General features: G+C 34.7%; 19 protein-coding genes. 7 read left to right on the forward strand and 12 right to left on the reverse strand.

What is annotated here, in order from left to right:
• Positions 1–169 precede the first annotated feature (169 nt).
• The 8 genes from nadE to QQS35_RS05115 all read right to left on the reverse strand — a co-directional run bounded on the left by nadE (position 170) and on the right by QQS35_RS05115 (position 7,242).
• Positions 170–997, reverse strand: a complete 828-nt coding sequence (nadE, locus tag QQS35_RS05080) for an ammonia-dependent NAD(+) synthetase (RefSeq protein ID WP_285930786.1) — start codon at positions 995–997, stop codon at positions 170–172.
• Positions 998–1,038: 41 nt separating this feature from the next.
• On the reverse strand, positions 1,039–1,683 hold the full coding sequence (gene nadD / locus QQS35_RS05085; RefSeq protein ID WP_285930904.1) for a nicotinate (nicotinamide) nucleotide adenylyltransferase: 645 nt from the start codon (positions 1,681–1,683) through the stop codon (positions 1,039–1,041).
• Positions 1,684–1,791: 108 nt separating this feature from the next.
• A complete protein-coding gene (locus QQS35_RS05090; RefSeq protein ID WP_285930787.1) occupies positions 1,792–3,270 on the reverse strand; it encodes a nicotinate phosphoribosyltransferase in 1,479 nt (492 codons plus the stop codon).
• On the reverse strand, positions 3,267–3,839 hold the full coding sequence (locus QQS35_RS05095; protein WP_285930788.1) for a cysteine hydrolase family protein: 573 nt from the start codon (positions 3,837–3,839) through the stop codon (positions 3,267–3,269). The genes QQS35_RS05090 and QQS35_RS05095 overlap by 4 nt, the downstream gene beginning before the upstream one ends.
• Positions 3,840–3,909: 70 nt before the next feature.
• The gene (locus tag QQS35_RS05100) at positions 3,910–4,710 is read right to left on the reverse strand and encodes an NUDIX domain-containing protein (RefSeq protein WP_285930789.1); all 801 of its coding nucleotides are present in this window, start codon (positions 4,708–4,710) and stop codon (positions 3,910–3,912) included.
• Positions 4,711–5,182: 472 nt separating this feature from the next.
• On the reverse strand, positions 5,183–5,602 hold the full coding sequence (locus QQS35_RS05105) for a VOC family protein (RefSeq protein WP_285930790.1): 420 nt from the start codon (positions 5,600–5,602) through the stop codon (positions 5,183–5,185).
• Between the two features lie 280 nt (positions 5,603–5,882).
• On the reverse strand, positions 5,883–6,143 hold the full coding sequence (locus QQS35_RS05110; protein ID WP_285930791.1) for a hypothetical protein: 261 nt from the start codon (positions 6,141–6,143) through the stop codon (positions 5,883–5,885).
• Between the two features lie 196 nt (positions 6,144–6,339).
• Entirely contained in the window at positions 6,340–7,242 is a 903-nt protein-coding gene (locus QQS35_RS05115) for a DMT family transporter (RefSeq protein ID WP_285930792.1), read from the reverse strand.
• 163 nt (positions 7,243–7,405) lie between these two features.
• Here QQS35_RS05115 and QQS35_RS05120 point away from each other — a divergent pair, with 163 nt between their 5' ends.
• Positions 7,406–8,785, forward strand: coding sequence for an aminotransferase-like domain-containing protein (locus tag QQS35_RS05120; RefSeq protein WP_285930793.1), 1,380 nt, complete (start codon positions 7,406–7,408; stop codon positions 8,783–8,785).
• Positions 8,786–8,868: 83 nt separating this feature from the next.
• Here QQS35_RS05120 and QQS35_RS05125 read toward each other — a convergent pair whose 3' ends face one another.
• Both QQS35_RS05125 and QQS35_RS22805 read right to left on the reverse strand, forming a co-directional pair.
• Complete coding sequence (locus tag QQS35_RS05125) at positions 8,869–9,174, reverse strand: hypothetical protein (RefSeq protein ID WP_285930794.1); 306 nt, start codon at positions 9,172–9,174, stop codon at positions 8,869–8,871.
• A gap of 192 nt (positions 9,175–9,366) precedes the next feature.
• Positions 9,367–9,495, reverse strand: coding sequence for a hypothetical protein (locus tag QQS35_RS22805; protein WP_331490681.1), 129 nt, complete (start codon positions 9,493–9,495; stop codon positions 9,367–9,369).
• Positions 9,496–9,744: 249 nt separating this feature from the next.
• Here QQS35_RS22805 and QQS35_RS05135 point away from each other — a divergent pair, with 249 nt between their 5' ends.
• The 5 genes from QQS35_RS05135 (at position 9,745) to QQS35_RS05155 (ending at position 14,108) form a co-directional block, all read left to right on the forward strand.
• Complete coding sequence (locus QQS35_RS05135) at positions 9,745–10,452, forward strand: response regulator transcription factor (RefSeq protein WP_285930796.1); 708 nt, start codon at positions 9,745–9,747, stop codon at positions 10,450–10,452.
• Positions 10,449–11,378 (forward strand): sensor histidine kinase, encoded by a 930-nt coding sequence (locus QQS35_RS05140; RefSeq protein ID WP_285930797.1) that lies wholly within the window; start codon positions 10,449–10,451, stop codon positions 11,376–11,378. Before QQS35_RS05135 ends, QQS35_RS05140 begins: the two co-directional genes overlap by 4 nt.
• Before the next feature lie 101 nt (positions 11,379–11,479).
• Positions 11,480–12,406, forward strand: a complete 927-nt coding sequence (locus QQS35_RS05145; protein ID WP_285930799.1) for an ABC transporter ATP-binding protein — start codon at positions 11,480–11,482, stop codon at positions 12,404–12,406.
• On the forward strand, positions 12,399–13,088 hold the full coding sequence (locus tag QQS35_RS05150; protein ID WP_285930802.1) for an ABC transporter permease: 690 nt from the start codon (positions 12,399–12,401) through the stop codon (positions 13,086–13,088). The genes QQS35_RS05145 and QQS35_RS05150 overlap by 8 nt, the downstream gene beginning before the upstream one ends.
• 219 nt (positions 13,089–13,307) lie before the next feature.
• Positions 13,308–14,108: a PRC-barrel domain-containing protein gene (locus QQS35_RS05155; protein WP_285930905.1), complete on the forward strand. Its 801-nt coding sequence runs from the start codon at positions 13,308–13,310 to the stop codon at positions 14,106–14,108.
• 140 nt (positions 14,109–14,248) lie between these two features.
• Here the strand turns inward: QQS35_RS05155 and QQS35_RS05160 are convergent, their stop codons facing one another.
• Together QQS35_RS05160 and QQS35_RS05165 are read right to left on the reverse strand one after the other, a co-directional pair.
• Complete coding sequence (locus QQS35_RS05160; RefSeq protein WP_285930804.1) at positions 14,249–15,286, reverse strand: flavin-containing monooxygenase; 1,038 nt, start codon at positions 15,284–15,286, stop codon at positions 14,249–14,251.
• Positions 15,287–15,418: 132 nt separating this feature from the next.
• On the reverse strand, positions 15,419–15,721 hold the full coding sequence (locus QQS35_RS05165; RefSeq protein ID WP_407933943.1) for an ArsR/SmtB family transcription factor: 303 nt from the start codon (positions 15,719–15,721) through the stop codon (positions 15,419–15,421).
• A gap of 349 nt (positions 15,722–16,070) precedes the next feature.
• Here QQS35_RS05165 and QQS35_RS05170 point away from each other — a divergent pair, with 349 nt between their 5' ends.
• The gene (locus tag QQS35_RS05170; RefSeq protein WP_285930807.1) at positions 16,071–16,751 is read left to right on the forward strand and encodes a DsbA family protein; all 681 of its coding nucleotides are present in this window, start codon (positions 16,071–16,073) and stop codon (positions 16,749–16,751) included.
• Position 16,752: the final 1 nt, after the last annotated feature.

Raw genomic sequence — 16,752 nt, forward strand, 5'->3', positions numbered from 1 at the left:
GACTCATAACATATAGATATTAATAATGGTTAGATAGCATCACCTAAAAGGAAAATCTTTATGTAAATTAAACACGCAACATGCTATTACGTTGCCATAACCTCTGCCTGTCATAGGGATATCATAACAATGGGGACAGTTTTAGTTCCCCCTGTCCCCATTGTTATCTTTATTTCCACCAGTTGTCGAAGATATTAACTGGTGGATTCCTTTTATGTTCGGTTTTGATGTATAATGTTTCGATGGTTTTCTTCGCTTGTTCTTCCACTGTCTTCCCTTCTAAATAGTCATCAATTTGGTCATAAGTCACTCCTAGAGCTTCTTCATCAGGTAATTGTGGTTTGTCATCTTCTAAATCCGCGGTTGGTTTTTTATTGTAAAGATGCTCTGGGCACCCTAGTTCTTTTAATAATTGCTTCCCTTGTCGTTTGTTCAATCGAAAAATAGGCGCTAAATCACAAGCACCGTCACCATATTTCGTGTAAAAGCCAGTGACTGCTTCGGCACTATGGTCTGTACCTAATACAGCTAAAGAATGAGCTGCAGCGATGGTGTACTGAACTTTCATTCTTTCTCTCGCCTTTTCATTCCCCTTTAAAAAATCAGATACCTCGACGCCAACGTTTTCTAAAGATGTTACACTAGCGTCTACGGCATCTTTAATATTAACGCGAAATACTTTATCTGGTTTAACAAACTCAATGGCATCTAAACAATCCGACTCATCCATTTGATCACCATAAGGCAACCGGATACCAAAAAATTGATATACGCTCTTCCCTTGTTCTTGATTCAGTTCATCTACAGCCATTTTAGCGAGCTTGGAAGTTAACGTGGAGTCCTGTCCTCCAGACATACCAAGAACAAATCCTTTCAAAAATGGATGGGCCTTTAAATACCCTTTTAAAAATTCTATTGTTTTTCTAATTTCCTCTTTTGTATCAATGACTGGCTTGGTTTTCATTTCGCTAATAATCTCTTTTTGCATTTGATCCATTTTAAATCCCTCCAAAAATTATGGTATTTTATAATCACGCTTTACGAACGCTGTGTCTTATATAAATGGTGTTCCTTAATATATTGATAACAAGAGTCCGGTAACAAATATCTCGGTTCGCCACCTCGGGCAAATTCTTCTCTTATATAAGTCGAGCTAATTTCCATTGCCAGACCTTTATCCAACATCTGAAATCTTCCATCGTCATAATTCCTGAGCAAAGGTGATTTTGCAATCGTGCCAAGCAAATCAATATTATCCCTTGCCATTACAATGAATTTATTGTTACTAATTAATTCTTCAGCCTTGGTCCATTGTCCTGCACCAATATCAACCAATAAGTCCGCACCCATAATAAAAAAGATCTCAGCATTTGGTAATATGTCCTTAAAATACTCCATGGTGTAATACGTATAATGTTCTCCAGGTAATACATTCATTTCATAGTCATCGAGAATGAATTTTTCGTTTTTTTCTATTGCAAACCCGGCCATCTTAATACGGTGGGTATCTTCTGTTTGCATTAATTTGTCTCTTCTTTTTGTTGATGACGGTAAAAAGATGATGAAATCCAGTTTTTTTCGATGTGCAACAGTGGAAGCTGTCCACAAATGCACATTCGTGATTGGATCAAAAGAGGAGCCATAAATACCAATTTTAACTCCTTTACGAAACAATCCTTCGATAGGTTTATTTGGATTTAATTCCTGATACTTCTGTTTAATTTTTTCAACCCGTACCAATGTGACATCATTCCTCTCATACCGCTAACTTTGTGTTCAGGTTAACTGGATTTAGGATTGACCTGTTGCTTCGTTCCAATCCCTCTTCACCTTCCCTTTCACTTCCTGAATCTTTTTCATTTTGTTATCCCAACATTCTTGGCTGAGATCAACCGCATATTCTTCAGGGTTCATCGTACGTTTAAATTCATCCCAAAATAATTCCAATGATTCCTTCGCATAGCTTTGTGCTTGTTGAATTGCCGGTAATGTATAAACAAGTTTTCCATCTACAAAAATATCCTGATGCAAATCTTTTGCCTCAAAGTTTGTTACAAACTTACTAATGTATGTGTGCACGGGATGGAACATTTTTAAACGCGATTCTTCTTCCGGTTTTTCATCTTCCAACGCGATATAATCTCCTTCTGCGCGGTGGTTAATCGTATTCACAATTCGGTAAACGTTTTTTATACCTGGTGTAGTTACTTTTTCGGGATTTGCAGATATCTTAATGGTATCTACCATGTCACCATTTTCATCCTCGATCGCGACAATTTTGTACACCGCACCTAGTGCAGGTTGATCATAGGCTGTAATCAGCTTCGTACCAATCCCCCATACATCGATTTTAGCCCCTTGTGCTTGCAAACTCAAAATAGTCGATTCATCTAAGTCATTGGAAGCATAAATTTTTGCATCGGTAAATCCAGCTGCATCAAGCATTTTTCTTGCCTGCTTAGATAAATAAGCCATATCACCACTATCTAATCGGATTCCTAAGAAATTGATGGAATCCCCTAACTCCTTCGCCACTTTTATTGCATTAGGCACTCCTGATTTCAACGTATTATACGTGTCTACCAGAAAAACACAATTTTTATGTCGTTTTGCATATTTATGAAAGGCGGTATATTCATCTCTGTACGCTTGAATCATTGAATGTGCGTGTGTACCTGACACTGGAATGCCAAACATTTTTCCAGCTCTAACATTACTCGTTGCTGAAAATCCCCCGATGAAAGCAGCTCTCGTACCCCAAACAGCTGCATCAAATTCATGGGCTCTCCTCGTACCAAATTCCATCGCTGGCGCATCACCAATTACCTGTTTAATTCTAGATGCCTTCGTAGCAATCAATGTTTGGTAATTCACAATATTAAGTAAAGCTGTTTCGATCAACTGTGCTTCAGCTAAATTCGCTTCAACACGAAGAATTGGTTCATTGCCAAACACAATTTCACCTTCGACCATGCACCGAATCGTTCCATTAAAGCGAATCGTCTTTAAATAGTCTAAAAAGTCATCACGGTATCCTAATTCCTTCTTTAAAAATTGTAAGTCGGACTCACTAAAATGAAAATCCTGTATATAGTTTACTATTTTTTCCAATCCGGCAAATACGCCATAACCGCTTTTGAATGGAAGGCTTCTAAAGTAAAGTTCAAAAACAGCCCTTTTATTATGCATACCGTCTTCCCAATAGGTTTCAGCCATATTTATTTGATACAAGTCTGTATGCAACCCTAAGCTATCATCCTCATATGTCATTTCTTCTTCCTCCAACCAGTTCTTATTTCAGCATTAAGACAGTCTTTAAAATGACCTAATGCCCATGTGTGACCTTGTTGATTAAAACTTGCGACAGCATCTTCGTGAACAACGATGTGAAAACCTTTATTATACGCATCCACTGCAGTATGCAGGACACAGATATCGGTGCAAACGCCAACTAAATGAACTTCCTCAATGTTTCTCTCTCGTAGTTTCAATTCTAAATCGGTTCCTGCAAAAGCACTGTATCTTGTTTTATCTATCCAGAATACATAGTTTTCGTCCTTATTATTCTTATAAAGTTCGCTTAACTTACCATATAACTCTCTACCCATAGTACCTTGTAGGTTATGAGGAGGAAACAATTTTGTCTCGGGATGAAACACGTCCCCCTCTTTATGCATATCAATTGCAAAAACAGTGAAATCATTATTCTCAATAAAGCTATTCGTTAATTCACAAATACGTTCTTCAATATTTTGCCCAGGCTCACCACATGTTAAAGCACCATCCTTGGCAACAAAATCATTGGTATAGTCAATATTAATGATCGCTTTTTTTCTCATATTTAACACCCTTTCTCTTTAATTAGTAATTTTTAAAAAACTAATTTCAATTTTTTATAGATGTAGGCTGCTATTCCCAAATCGATTTGGTGATAGAAACGTCATTAAATCTATAAAGCTGTGATGGTCTAGGGGAATTCCGTTGTGTTTTTTTCATCTCACCACTATCTGTCACTACCTTTTCTAAGAAGGGGAGTTTTGGTGCTCTGGCAAAAAAGATAGAATCTGTTGCAATTTTTGTGCCATCCGTAACAGTCAACAACACTCTTTGTAGCTCTGACAAAGTAAATTCATCTGGAAGAAAATTTTTAGCAACGGTTGATTGAACCATGTCCTTTTCAATAAAACTTAACGCCTCTTTAATTATTTTTTCATGATCGAATGCGAGTGGTAAATCAAATACTTGTTCAATCGAAAAAATTTCTACCTCAGCTGCATCATCTGATGCTTTTCTTTCCTTAAGACAGCTTTCTGGTACGATCGCATAGTGCGCATTTGAAATGATCCAACCTCTAGGATCCCTCCCAAATTTGTCATATACACCAAAGTGCTTGAGAAAAACGTTTGTAACACCTGTTTCTTCTTGTAATTCTCGTTCAGCAGCTTGAAGTGCCGTTTCCTTGTTTTTTGCATCGACAAAGCCACCAGGTAATGCCCACTTCCCAGCTTCTATATTTAATCTACCTTCCGAGTCTTGCTCCGCTCTTTTAATTAACATCAACTTCAACGTCTTAGTAGCAGGCTTCTTCTTCCCTTGTCCTTGCTCTGATATAATCGTGAAAATGGCAATATCACTTGTATAACCATCAGGAGTTACATACTTACTAACATCATAATTCTCTAACATATCAACCTGCTTAAAGTTACTCATCACAAACCCACCTTTCTTGCTGGAAATGGGTACAGGTTTAGCGCCCCACTCTCACTACTTTTTTAAATTCTTCTCAAACAAAATGAACAATGATGAAAAGAAAAACTAATTTTAATTTTGGTTGTAATTTGTAATATTATAATTACTAATTATAATAAACCTATTCGAATGAAAATTCAACCTTATTTTCCAATTTTTAATAAATTAGGAAAACTGCCCTTAAACTTTCTATGTGCCCAACTGTGACCGTTATTTAAAATAAAACAGTTTTAATTGCTGGCTCTAATAACAAGACATCTGTTAATCAGTCTCCTTATTTTATACGGTGAAGGTGAATAACAAAGAGCCCAAATATACATTTTTATGAATAAAACAATGTATATTTGGGCTCTTTGTTAGATATTGGAGTTATTGAACTAACGCACCCCGTTAGTTTAACAATTAACTGTAGATAGTAGATAATAGTTCTTGATTATTGTGAGATTAAGTATTTTTCTTTGAAAATCGGACTAAGTTCACTCCATACATCAAATTTATTACCGTCTAAATCATAAAATACAAAATTCCTCCCAGAGTGACCTCTGTTTTCTATATCTCCAACTTTAATCGCTTTACCTATAAAATCCCTATGTATTGTTTTTAAAGCATCTAAACCATTCACTTCAAATGTTAAAGAAAAACGTTCCTCACCATAAATATCAATGAAATTGGAACTTTGATGTTCTATTGATTTAACAAGAAAAATGCTTTGGTTTGCAAGATTTAAAATCGCTTTATCTCCATCTTTATAGCTTAATTCTGCATCTAATTTATTTACATACCATTCAGATGAAAGTTCCACATTAGTTACTGGAATATATGTGGTCCCCACCCTTAATAATTTCTCACTCATTTAAAATCTCCTCCCCAATTCTGATAAGTTTTCTCCTTTGAAATATTCCATAATTTTTCTTATTCAATTAACCTGCTAGTTTGTGGATTAATCACATTTTCGTTATTGTGTATAATTATTAGATAGAAATAAAAATACTATTACATCCAATGCAAGATGATGCAATAAAGAAAATCATCTTATCATAAATTTTCTCATTTAATCGTAAACATTTTATATAAATTGTTTGTTACTAGAACAAGGATGTATTCGCCTTATTATAGTAAAGCACTCCGTCAATTTAAATATTTGATTTACTTCGGTAATATTCTACTGCTTCTTTCAGTTTTTCATTTTCCTTTTTAATTTTTTCAATGTTTCTGTCTTGTTTCCATTTGTATATAAGTAATCCAACCATGATTAATAAAGATATAATCCATCCAATTAGATAGAAAGTGTCTAAACTTTCCTGCGTAAGCCACGTAATAAATTGATACTGCAATATTGTAAATGTAAATAACATCACAAAAGAGATATAAAACCACTTCCACCAAGTTCTCAAATAATCATCTCCTTTTATCTTTATTTCACTTCACTGTCATTTTTTACATAGGAGGAAAAACATAGGCCATCTTGATCAATTCTTGCTCTTGTATTACGTTTCAGTGGTTGTTACTTAATTTTAACATTAATTCCCATTAATTACCCTACTTTAAAAAAGGACCGTCACATTTGGACGATCCACCAATCTATATTTTTTATTTCTCTGATACAGCTGTTTCTTTTTGTATGACGGGAGCATTTTTGCCAACGATGACAGAAAAGACAACAATCAACGCTATTACAATAGTGAATAATGTGATGTTTTCATCTAAAAACAGCGTTGCAAATAGAATCATTAAAAATGGTTGCAAATATTGAATTTGACTAACTTTTGCTATTCCACCCATAGCCATTCCGCTATACCAAGCAACATATGCTAGAAATTGACTAACCACTGCGAGATAAATAAAACTTATCCAAGCGTATAGAGGGGCATTGAGCATGTCAGCAGAAAGACTAAACAAAACTGGAATAATGAAAAATGGCGCACCAATCATAATTGCCCACGCAATCACTTGCCAACTACCTAACTCCTTCGATAATCTGCCACCCTCTGCATAACTAAGTCCAAGGATAATTACAGCTCCTAGTAAGGCTAAATCGGCAAATTGTAATTGTCCAAACCCTAAATGAAGGGCATAGATGACAACTGCTAATGATCCAATTATACTGGAAAACCAAAATTTGAGAGAAGGGATTTCACCAGCTCTTAACATTGCAAACCCTGTTGTTGCTAATGGTAACAACGCGAGTTCAACAGCTCCATGAGAAACTGGCAAGGATTCCATTGCCCACGAAGTTAGTAGAGGAAACCCTAAAACGGCACCAACAGCAACAATAAGTAAACTTTTGAATTGTTGAAGCGAAGGCAGTTTTTCTTTTCGAACAATCAACACCAATGCGACTATAATAGCAGCAACAACTGTCCTCCCTAAACCAACCACCGTAGTTCCAAAATATTCTACCGCAATACTTGTAGTAGGCAGCGTTAAGCTAAAACAAATAATACCTACTAATCCCAACAATAATCCAAATTTCTCTTTCGTTTCACCCTGCATCCTATCCTACCCCTATCCAGTTATTTTGTATCACGCATCTGTACCAATTTCTGTTCTCTTGCAAACTATTTTTGATATAATAAACATGTTAATAGGTGCACGTCATAATAAAAACCATTCTTTTACCAATCTGTCCTGGTACAGTTAAAGGAGGGATACATATATGAACTTAAAATACATGAAGATAATAGAAGAAATAAAGCTTCAGCTAACTAATGGATCACTTATTGCAGGTAGTAAACTCCCTTCTGTTCGGCAGTTTTCTGAGCAATTTTCATGCAGCAAAAATACTGTTATTAAAGCATACGTTGAACTAGAGAAAGAACATTTGATTTATTCTGTTCCTAAAAGTGGCTATTATGTTGTAAATGAAATACAAAGTCCTACGAAAGAAAATCAAGTGATTGATTTCTTTTCTGCTGGCCCAGATAAAAGCTTTATGCCTTACGTAGAATTTCAACATTGTATGAATCAAGCAGTCGAACTTTATAAAGAAGAGCTTTTTACATACTCAGATCAACAAGGCCTCTACTCACTACGAGTGCAGCTAGTAAACTATTTGCAAGACTTGCAAGTATTCACTCAACCTGAAAAAGTAGTCGTGGTATCTGGTTCGCAGCAAGCCATTAATTTACTAGTTTCTATGCCATTTCCAAACGGTAAAAACAATATCCTAATGGAACAACCTACTTATTTCGGGTTTATTGAGTCTGTCACCCTACACCAAGCTACTACGTTCGGAATAGAATTATCGATGGATGGGATTGATCTTGATTGTCTGGAATACATGTTTCGGAATAATGATATTAAATTTTTCTATATTATCCCGAGATTCCATAATCCTCTTGGACATTGTTATACAAACAGTGAAAAGAAAAAAATCGTTGAGTTAGCAGAAAAATATGATGTATATATCGTGGAAGATGATTTTTTAGGAGACCTCGATACAGATGCAAAATCAGATCCTTTATTCTCTTTTAATCCATCCGGTAGAGTCATTTATATTAAAAGCTTTTCGAAAATTTTCCTTCCTGGGTTAAGAATTGCTACTGTGGTTCTACCTACCATCATGGTTAACAATTTCTTGCGGTATAAATTCAGTTCAGATTTTAATAGTTCAGCAATTTCTCAAGGTGCACTAGAAATCTATTTAAAAAGTGGCATGTTTACGAATCACCTTAAAAAAATAAAAGAGTTGTACCACACTAAAATTAACAGGCTTCAAGAAGCTTGTGAATTATTACTCCCTGCTAATACTTACTTTACTAAACCAACTTCTGGATTCTATCTATCCATCCGTTTGCCGGAGGGCGTGAAGGCACAAAAGGTAGTACATATGTTATACGAGCAGAATGTGTATGTTGATGATGCATCTAGAATGTTTTTACCAGAGTATAAAAAAGAAAATCTAATTCGATTGAGCATCTCACAAGTGAATGAGAGTCAGATCACAACTGGTGTAGAGCGATTAGCTCATTGTATAACATTAATTGAAAGCAGAAAAAGCAACGCATTCTCATTTAGCAAAGGGAAGTTTATGTAGAGCCTAACTGATTTCCTGAGCTAAGAAAAAACACTATCCACTAGGATAGCGTTTTTTTAGTTAAATAAAATGATTCACCGTTCTTACTTGTCCTCTCTTTTTTTACGCATCGCTTCAACATAAAAAATTACAAATATTAAAACACTAAACACGGCAACATCCATTTTAGCTACAAATGACAGTAGAATTAACACTAATAAAATTCCTAAACTACCAAATACTAACTTCCCAAAACTAAATCCTGTTCTAAACATCAATATTCCGTACACATAACTTACTATTAAAACAACGGCCAATTGAATATCAAAAATACCGAAATCATTAAAAATTAATTTTACTGATAACAAAGACATAGCAACCCCAAGGCTAAAATATATAACGCTTCTCAAGTCATCCCCCCTATTTATATTTACATACGTATTGACATCTATTAGATTAAATTAAGACTTATTACTGGTTGGGCTAAATCAGTGAGGGAATGTGACTGCTTTCCTATCCATTTAATAAATTATGAGCTTCATTGTTCTTTAACTTATCTAATACATATCCAATAATCTCCCAATCTCGTAAATTCTCTGATTTCATAATTGGACAACCGGTACGGTATGCATGCTCGTACTAACCATATAATAAGTGGATTCCACTCTTATTACTTCTACATCTGGAACATCCGACCAAAAAATCGGATTGGTTATAACTGTATTACTCATATGTAATTCCCTCATCTTCCACAGGTAGTAATAAAAATTTCTATCTTTTTAATTCTTAACGTTATTCTAAAGTTTATTGTTAACTTTATCAATATAGTTACTTCATCAAGGAACAGAATCATTCTGTATATTTAAATACTCTGCAATGATTTTTTTAGACTATAATAGAGAAATACGGCTCATGTAGGAAATGTATCATTAATACAACTCGTTAACAGCTATATCTTTTAAAGGAAAGGGTGAATAAAATTGAACGAATTGATTTTATTAGTAGAAGATGATGAACAGATTCATGAAATGGTCGCTAATCATCTTAAGAAAGAAGGATATCGGGTTGTATCTGCTTTTGATGGAGATGAAGCAATCGTGCTTTTTTCTAAGGAAAAAGTTGATTTAATATTGCTTGATTTAATGCTCCCATCTAGTAATGGGATTGATATTGTACAGAAAATTCGTAGAGAAAGTTTACTACCAATTTTAATTATGTCTGCAAAAGATAGTGATGTTGACAAGGCTCTAGGACTCGGATTTGGTGCAGATGACTATATTGGAAAACCTTTTTCCTTAATTGAAATGACCGCAAGAATAAACGCTGCATTACGACGATCAAACCAGTACACACAAACACAAACCACATCAAATAATCAGGTAAATAAAGTAGCCGTTCATAACCTTATCATTGATTTAGATAACTTTACAGTCTTAAAAAATAGAAAGCAAATCAATTTAACGGCAAAAGAATTTCAAATATTGAGTTTACTAGCAGCACATCCCAATCATGTATTCACCAAAGGTCAACTTTTTGAAAAGGTTTGGAAAGAGACCTTTTACGGGGACGACAATGTGATCAATGTTCATATCAGAAGGCTCAGGAGTAAGATTGAAGATGACCCTTCCAACCCAATATATATAAAAACCATTTGGGGAATTGGCTATAAAATGGAGCTAAATAAATGAACGTTATATTATCTATTATTATACTTATTTTGCTTCTATTACTCATAAGGCAATACCTTTCCAGGAGAAGTATAACCAGCAATCTACGGTACATATCCAACAAGATAAATGACCTCACCTCCAACGATTCATCAGACCGTATTCTATTAATGACAGAGCATATAGAGATACGGGAATTCTTAATTGAAATCAATCAATTACTTGATTACCACCAAGAATACTTAGCTGATAATGCCCGAATGCGCATGTCTATGGACCGCATGTTGACCAATATTTCACATGACCTAAAAACGCCTTTAACCGTTGTTTTAGGCTATTTAGAAAACCTACAAAACGATAAGGATTATACACCCGAAGAGCGTGATGCTTTGTTAACCAAGGTATCTGTAAAAGTGGTCGATGTAGCTAATCTTATTAATAAATTTTTTGACTTGGCAAAACTTGAATCAGGTGACTTACAACTAGACTCTAGGCGCATTCACATCAATGAAGTGTGTCGAAAAGTAATAGTGGGATATTATGATACGTTGATACATAAAGGTTTTGACTTAGATATTGATATTCCCAAACAACCCCTCTACCTTAATGGTGATGAAGATGCCTTAACCCGCATCTTAAATAATTTGTTATCCAATGCGATTCATTACGGAAAAGACGGCAATTTCGTCGGCTTAACATTATCCGAGGATAACGAGACCGTAACAATCAAAGTTTCTGATAAAGGAAAAGGCATCCTCCATTCCGTGCAGGACCGTATTTTTGAACGGCTCTATACAGTTAAAGATTCAAAAAGTGAATTTGCACATGGTAGTGGAATAGGCTTAACAATTAGCAAACGACTGACAGAACAGATGCAAGGAGATATAGAATTTTCAAGCGTTCCTAATAGCCTGACTACCTTTATTCTCTCATTCAAAAAAGCGTAAGCTATTACTTTTTGAAAACGTAAGATTTACGTAAGGATTTGGTAATAAAAAAGACAGATTCATTTGCTATAGTTAAGCTAGATCGAAAGGGAGGCAAGAAAATGACCTATATTATTCGAACACATAAGTTAACGAAAGCTTATAAAGGGGTTGAAGTGGTATCAGATGTCAATATGAATGTGAAAAAAGGTGAGATTTATGGATTTCTCGGTCCAAACGGTGCAGGTAAAACGACTGTCATGAAGATGCTAACGAATCTTGTTACACCCACTGGCGGAGAGATTGAAGTGTTAGGAAAAAAATTAATCCCCTCTTCCTTTGAAGTACTAAAAAGAATGGGCAGCATTATTGAATACCCTATTTTTTATGAAAAGTTATCCGCCAGAAAAAATCTCGAGCTCCATTGTGAATACATGGGGTATTACAATAAAAGTGCTATTTCTGAAGCGCTAAATCTAGTGAATTTAGTAAACATTGAAAACCAACCTGTAAAGGAATTCTCTCTTGGAATGAAGCAAAGGTTAGCTATAGCAAGAGCAATCATCACAAAACCAGACCTATTAATACTAGATGAGCCTGTAAATGGACTAGATCCTTTAGGAATACGTGAATTACGTGATTTGTTTATTACCCTTAGCAGTCAGTATGGAATGACTATATTGATTTCTAGCCACATTCTCGGTGAGATTGAACAAATTGCAGATACGATAGGTGTGATACGAAAAGGAAAATTACTAGAAGAGGCCTCGATGGATATCATACGAAATAAACATGTAGAGCACTTAGAATTAAGTGTGAAAGAACAAACGAAAGCTGCATTTGTTCTAGAAAATGAATTAAACATAGATAATTTCAGGATAAAAGAACAAGATGGTTTGATTCATATCTATGATAATAACATTTCTCAAAATGATATTATTCAGGCAATGGTTACACAGCAGATTGAGATTGGATCGATTACTAAAAAAAGCAAATCGTTAGAGGATTATTTTTTACAGTTAATTGAAGGAGGCAATCAACATGCGTAGTCTGATAAAATTGGAAATGCGTAAGATGAATATTGGCAGTATGGTATTAACTTTTCTGTGTATCAATGCAGGAATTATCGGTATATTTTTATTGTTCGGACTAGACAAAGATGCTAGAGCAGAATTTTTAATGAACTATGAAAGTGTATTCATGTTAATGGAAATATTCATCGTGGCTGCTTTTGTTATTTATGCATCCGTTCTTCTCTCTCATATGATTATAGAGGAATTTAGGGATAAGACAATCTCTGTATTGTTTATGTATCCGGTCAATCGCAAAAAACTTCTTGTAGCAAAAGTTCTTATCGTAAGTATGGTAACCTTCATCTCTGTCATTCTCTCTAACATCATTGTATTTGGAAGTTTTGCCTTTTTCAATTCAAACTTTCATTACATCAGCGATCCCATCACTGTAGATATGTTGACTGAAAGAGCTATACGCACGCTTTTGATTGCAATAAGTTCTGCTGGAATGTCTTTAATACCGTTATTTTTTGGAATGAGAAAATACTCTGTACCGGCAACGATTACCTCTTCTATTCTTATTATTGCGGTCATCTTTTCCTCCATAGACAGTAGTACGAATCTTTATTCATTCATCACTATCCCGATTTCACTAGGGATCGTTGGATTTTTAATAGCCTATCTCGTTATCACGAAAGCTGTAAAAGCTGACTTTTAACAAACAAGGGGAAGATCCTGCATCTCCCCTTGTTTGCTGTTTATATGGAAACTCCCCTAAACGATTTAAAACGACATATTATTTTTTCTTAGGCAATGTAACAAACCATGGACGTTGTTTATACACTTGTGAATAGTTTTTTAGCCCACTCTCTCTTATGTTTATTATTGTTGTGTAAGGGAAGCGCATTAATGGATACAAGATATAAGGAGGCAAACTATTTTTTATTTAGGATCAACAATCAAAAACTTAAACATACAAGCAACAGATGGAAAGCTAGGTGGAATAAGGGACATTCTTTTTGACGACCAGTATTGGACAGTACGTTATCTAGTAGTGGATACTAGAAAATGGCTACCTGGGAAAAAGGTATTGCTATCACCTATTTCATTTGATTATGTTGACCTTGAAAAAGAGATTGTAAATGTATTCGCATCAAAAGAGACAATTAAAAATGCCCCAAACAAAGAGGAAGATCAACCTATTTCTAAACAGGTTGAAATAGATTTAGCCGATTATTATGGTTGGCCAATCTATTGGAATAGCTACTCTATGTTAGGACCTTGGGGAGGTTACCCAGGCCCGATGCAATTAATGGATGCACAAAATCAGGGGTTAATTCAAGAAGAAGTCCGTTCAATTCAATCAGAAGAGAATCACCTTAGAAGTGTAAATGAAGTCAAAGGTGAATTTTTTGGTTATCAAGTTAACACGATAGATGAAGAAATAGGACATGTTACAGATTTCGTTCTCGATGAAGCCAATTGGAAAATAACCTATTTAGTAGTTGAAACTAGCAAACTATTACCAGGCAACACCAAATCCTATCTACTTGCCACTGATTGGATTCAAGATATCCAGTGGGAAAAACAACAAGTAACTGTTGACCTAACAAAAGAACAAGTGGACAAAGGAATAGGGTTTGACCGTAACACACCTATTACAAGAGAATATGAAGAAAAATTATATAGTAGTTTTGACAAACCGAAATACTGGAATAGCAAGAGTCATACTAGATAAAATCATTGAAAGTGTGGAGAAAACCTGATTTTCTCCACACTTCATTTTTAGCTTGTGATTTGATAATTATAATGAAGTTTTCTTATTCAAAATAAAACCCTTACAGAAGAAAAGAATAACTAAAGTTGCTCCTATAAAAGTCAGCTTTTTAATTGATTACTTATGTATTTCGCATCTTCCCCAACACCTTGAATTAATGCAGAACTTCTATTGTGTTGCCATGGTAGTCCTAAAAAATATAAACCTTTTTGTAATGTGACACCCCTATCGTGAATGGGAAAACCTCCATCGTTGAATAGTTTAGGTATATCTATCCAACGATAATCTGATTGATAGCCAGTTGCCCATACTACATTATTTACTGATAATTGGCTTCCGTCTTTAAAGATAACAGAATCATTTTTAGAAGAAATAGCTCGTGGTTTTAACATTATAAATCTATCTTTAATTAATTTTTTTAATTCAAACCCGAAAATAGGATCTGGCTTATTTTTCAACATTTTCCCAAGCTTTGTATTATGGGAGGCTTTATTTACTCCTAATTTATTTAAATACCAGAAGATACTTTTATTGCCAATGTCTTGTGGTAGAAACTTCATTTTATTGCCAACAGATAAATAGACTTCTCTCTCTTTCGATAACTCAGCGGCAATTTGTGCTCCAGAATTTCCTCCTCCTACTATCAAAACTGAGCCCTTTTTTAAATGATTGGGATTTTTGTATTCCGAAGAATGAATTTGTGAAATCTCATCAGACAAGCTAGTTGAAAATTTAGGAATTCGTGCTTTTTGAAAAGGTCCAGTTGCAACGACTACGTTATCAGCAATTATTATACCTTGATTTGTCTCAATCACAAATTCATTATTAGCTGAATGCAGTCTCTGAACTTCTCTATTGTTTTGTATAGGTAATGAAAATTTCTCAGCATATACCTTTAAGTATCCAGCAATATCATCTTTTGTTGGGTATAAATTTGATTTCTTGTCAAGACTTAGACCTGGAAGTGAGCTAAAATAACTAGGCGTAAACAACCTTAAAGAATCATAGCGGTTTTTCCATACTTCACCAAGCTCTGTTGATTTATCTAAAATCAAAAAAGTTAAGCTGCTTTTTTTCAAATAGTACCCCATCGAAAGTCCAGCCTGCCCGCCTCCAATTATGACCACATCATATTTCAACGGCTATCATCTCCAATTAATCTTTATTTTCAGTACATGTCTTCACCATCAAAACATTCATATCAAAATTTAACTTTTCATTCCATAAAGGGCACTACGGGCTTAATCTATTTTGTAGAAGACCTTCTTTTGCTAGATATGATTTTCACAACTAGCTATATCATTTTGCACGTCTTCAAGAACAACATCGAACATGTTTAATAAGCCACGAACTTGTTGATTTCGTAAACTATAAAAGATATATTTCCCTTCCTGTCTTCCAACGATGAGCCCACAACCTTTCAAACAGGCTAGGTGCTGAGAGATACTTGATTGACTTACATCTAAATCTGAAACAATCTGTGATACCGTTCTTTCTTTTTCTTTAATACACTCAAGGATTTGTATTCTAACTTTATGTGAAAAACCATGTAAGAACTTAATCTTCATATCCATATCAACTTTTACCACTTCAGCAACACCCTTTCATATTAGACAATTCTAATATGTTCTGATACCATCATATTAGCAATACCTAATATGAGTGTCAATTAGATTTTTAAAGCCTTTAATTAAATATTCATGAAAGAGTATGCTAGAATTTAAGTAGTAAGTATATCAATTTCACTTTGTTTAATGTAGCAATAAACTCTTGGTCACAGCCTTCTTGAGGAAGCAAAACCCAAAAATGGTGAAGTGGTAACTGAAGACTTATCGTAACTGACCTTATATTTAATAGAAATGCCTATTGGGGTATAATGCTACGGAAGTGAGACAAATTTAAATTTAGAATAGAGGTATTTGTATGGCAAGAAGAAAATTTTCACCCTTTCAAATGGTAGTTATTTTTACATTAGTTATTGTGGCTGCATTGGTTGCTATAGTTGTGATTAACAATAATAAGGATTCGAATAGTGAAACGACATTTGATAAACAACCACCACTTGAGGGACAGCCTGTCTTAGGGCAACCTGGTGCACCTGTTACAGTTGTGGAGTTTGGTGATTTTAAATGTCCATCTTGTAAAGCTTGGGGAGAAAGTGTTTATCCTCAACTTGTAGAGGATTATGTAGATAAAGGTAAAGTGAAGTTTGCCTTTATCAATGTACTGTTCCATGGTAATGAATCTAAGTTAGCATCACTTGCTGCTGAATCGGTATATGAACAAAGTCCAGAAAGTTATTGGACGTTCCATAAAGAACTATTTAACGCACAACCATCAATGGAAAATCATGATGAATTATGGGTTACAAATGAGAAACTTATAGAAATAGCAAGTAATATTTCTGGTATTGACACACAGCAATTAAAGCAAGACTTAGAGAACGAAACGACTATAGATAAAGTGAACGTAGACACAACATTAGTAGAAGAATTCGGCGTAGAGCTTACGCCAACAATTATGGTAAACGGTACGATGCTTAAGGACCCTTTTGACTACGAAAAAATAAAAAGTCTAATCGAACAAGCGTTGGAAGGAAATTAAA

This window comes from Aquibacillus rhizosphaerae (genome assembly GCF_030282825.1).
In the GTDB taxonomy this organism is placed as follows: Bacteria; Bacillota; Bacilli; order Bacillales; family Amphibacillaceae; genus Aquibacillus_C; species Aquibacillus_C rhizosphaerae.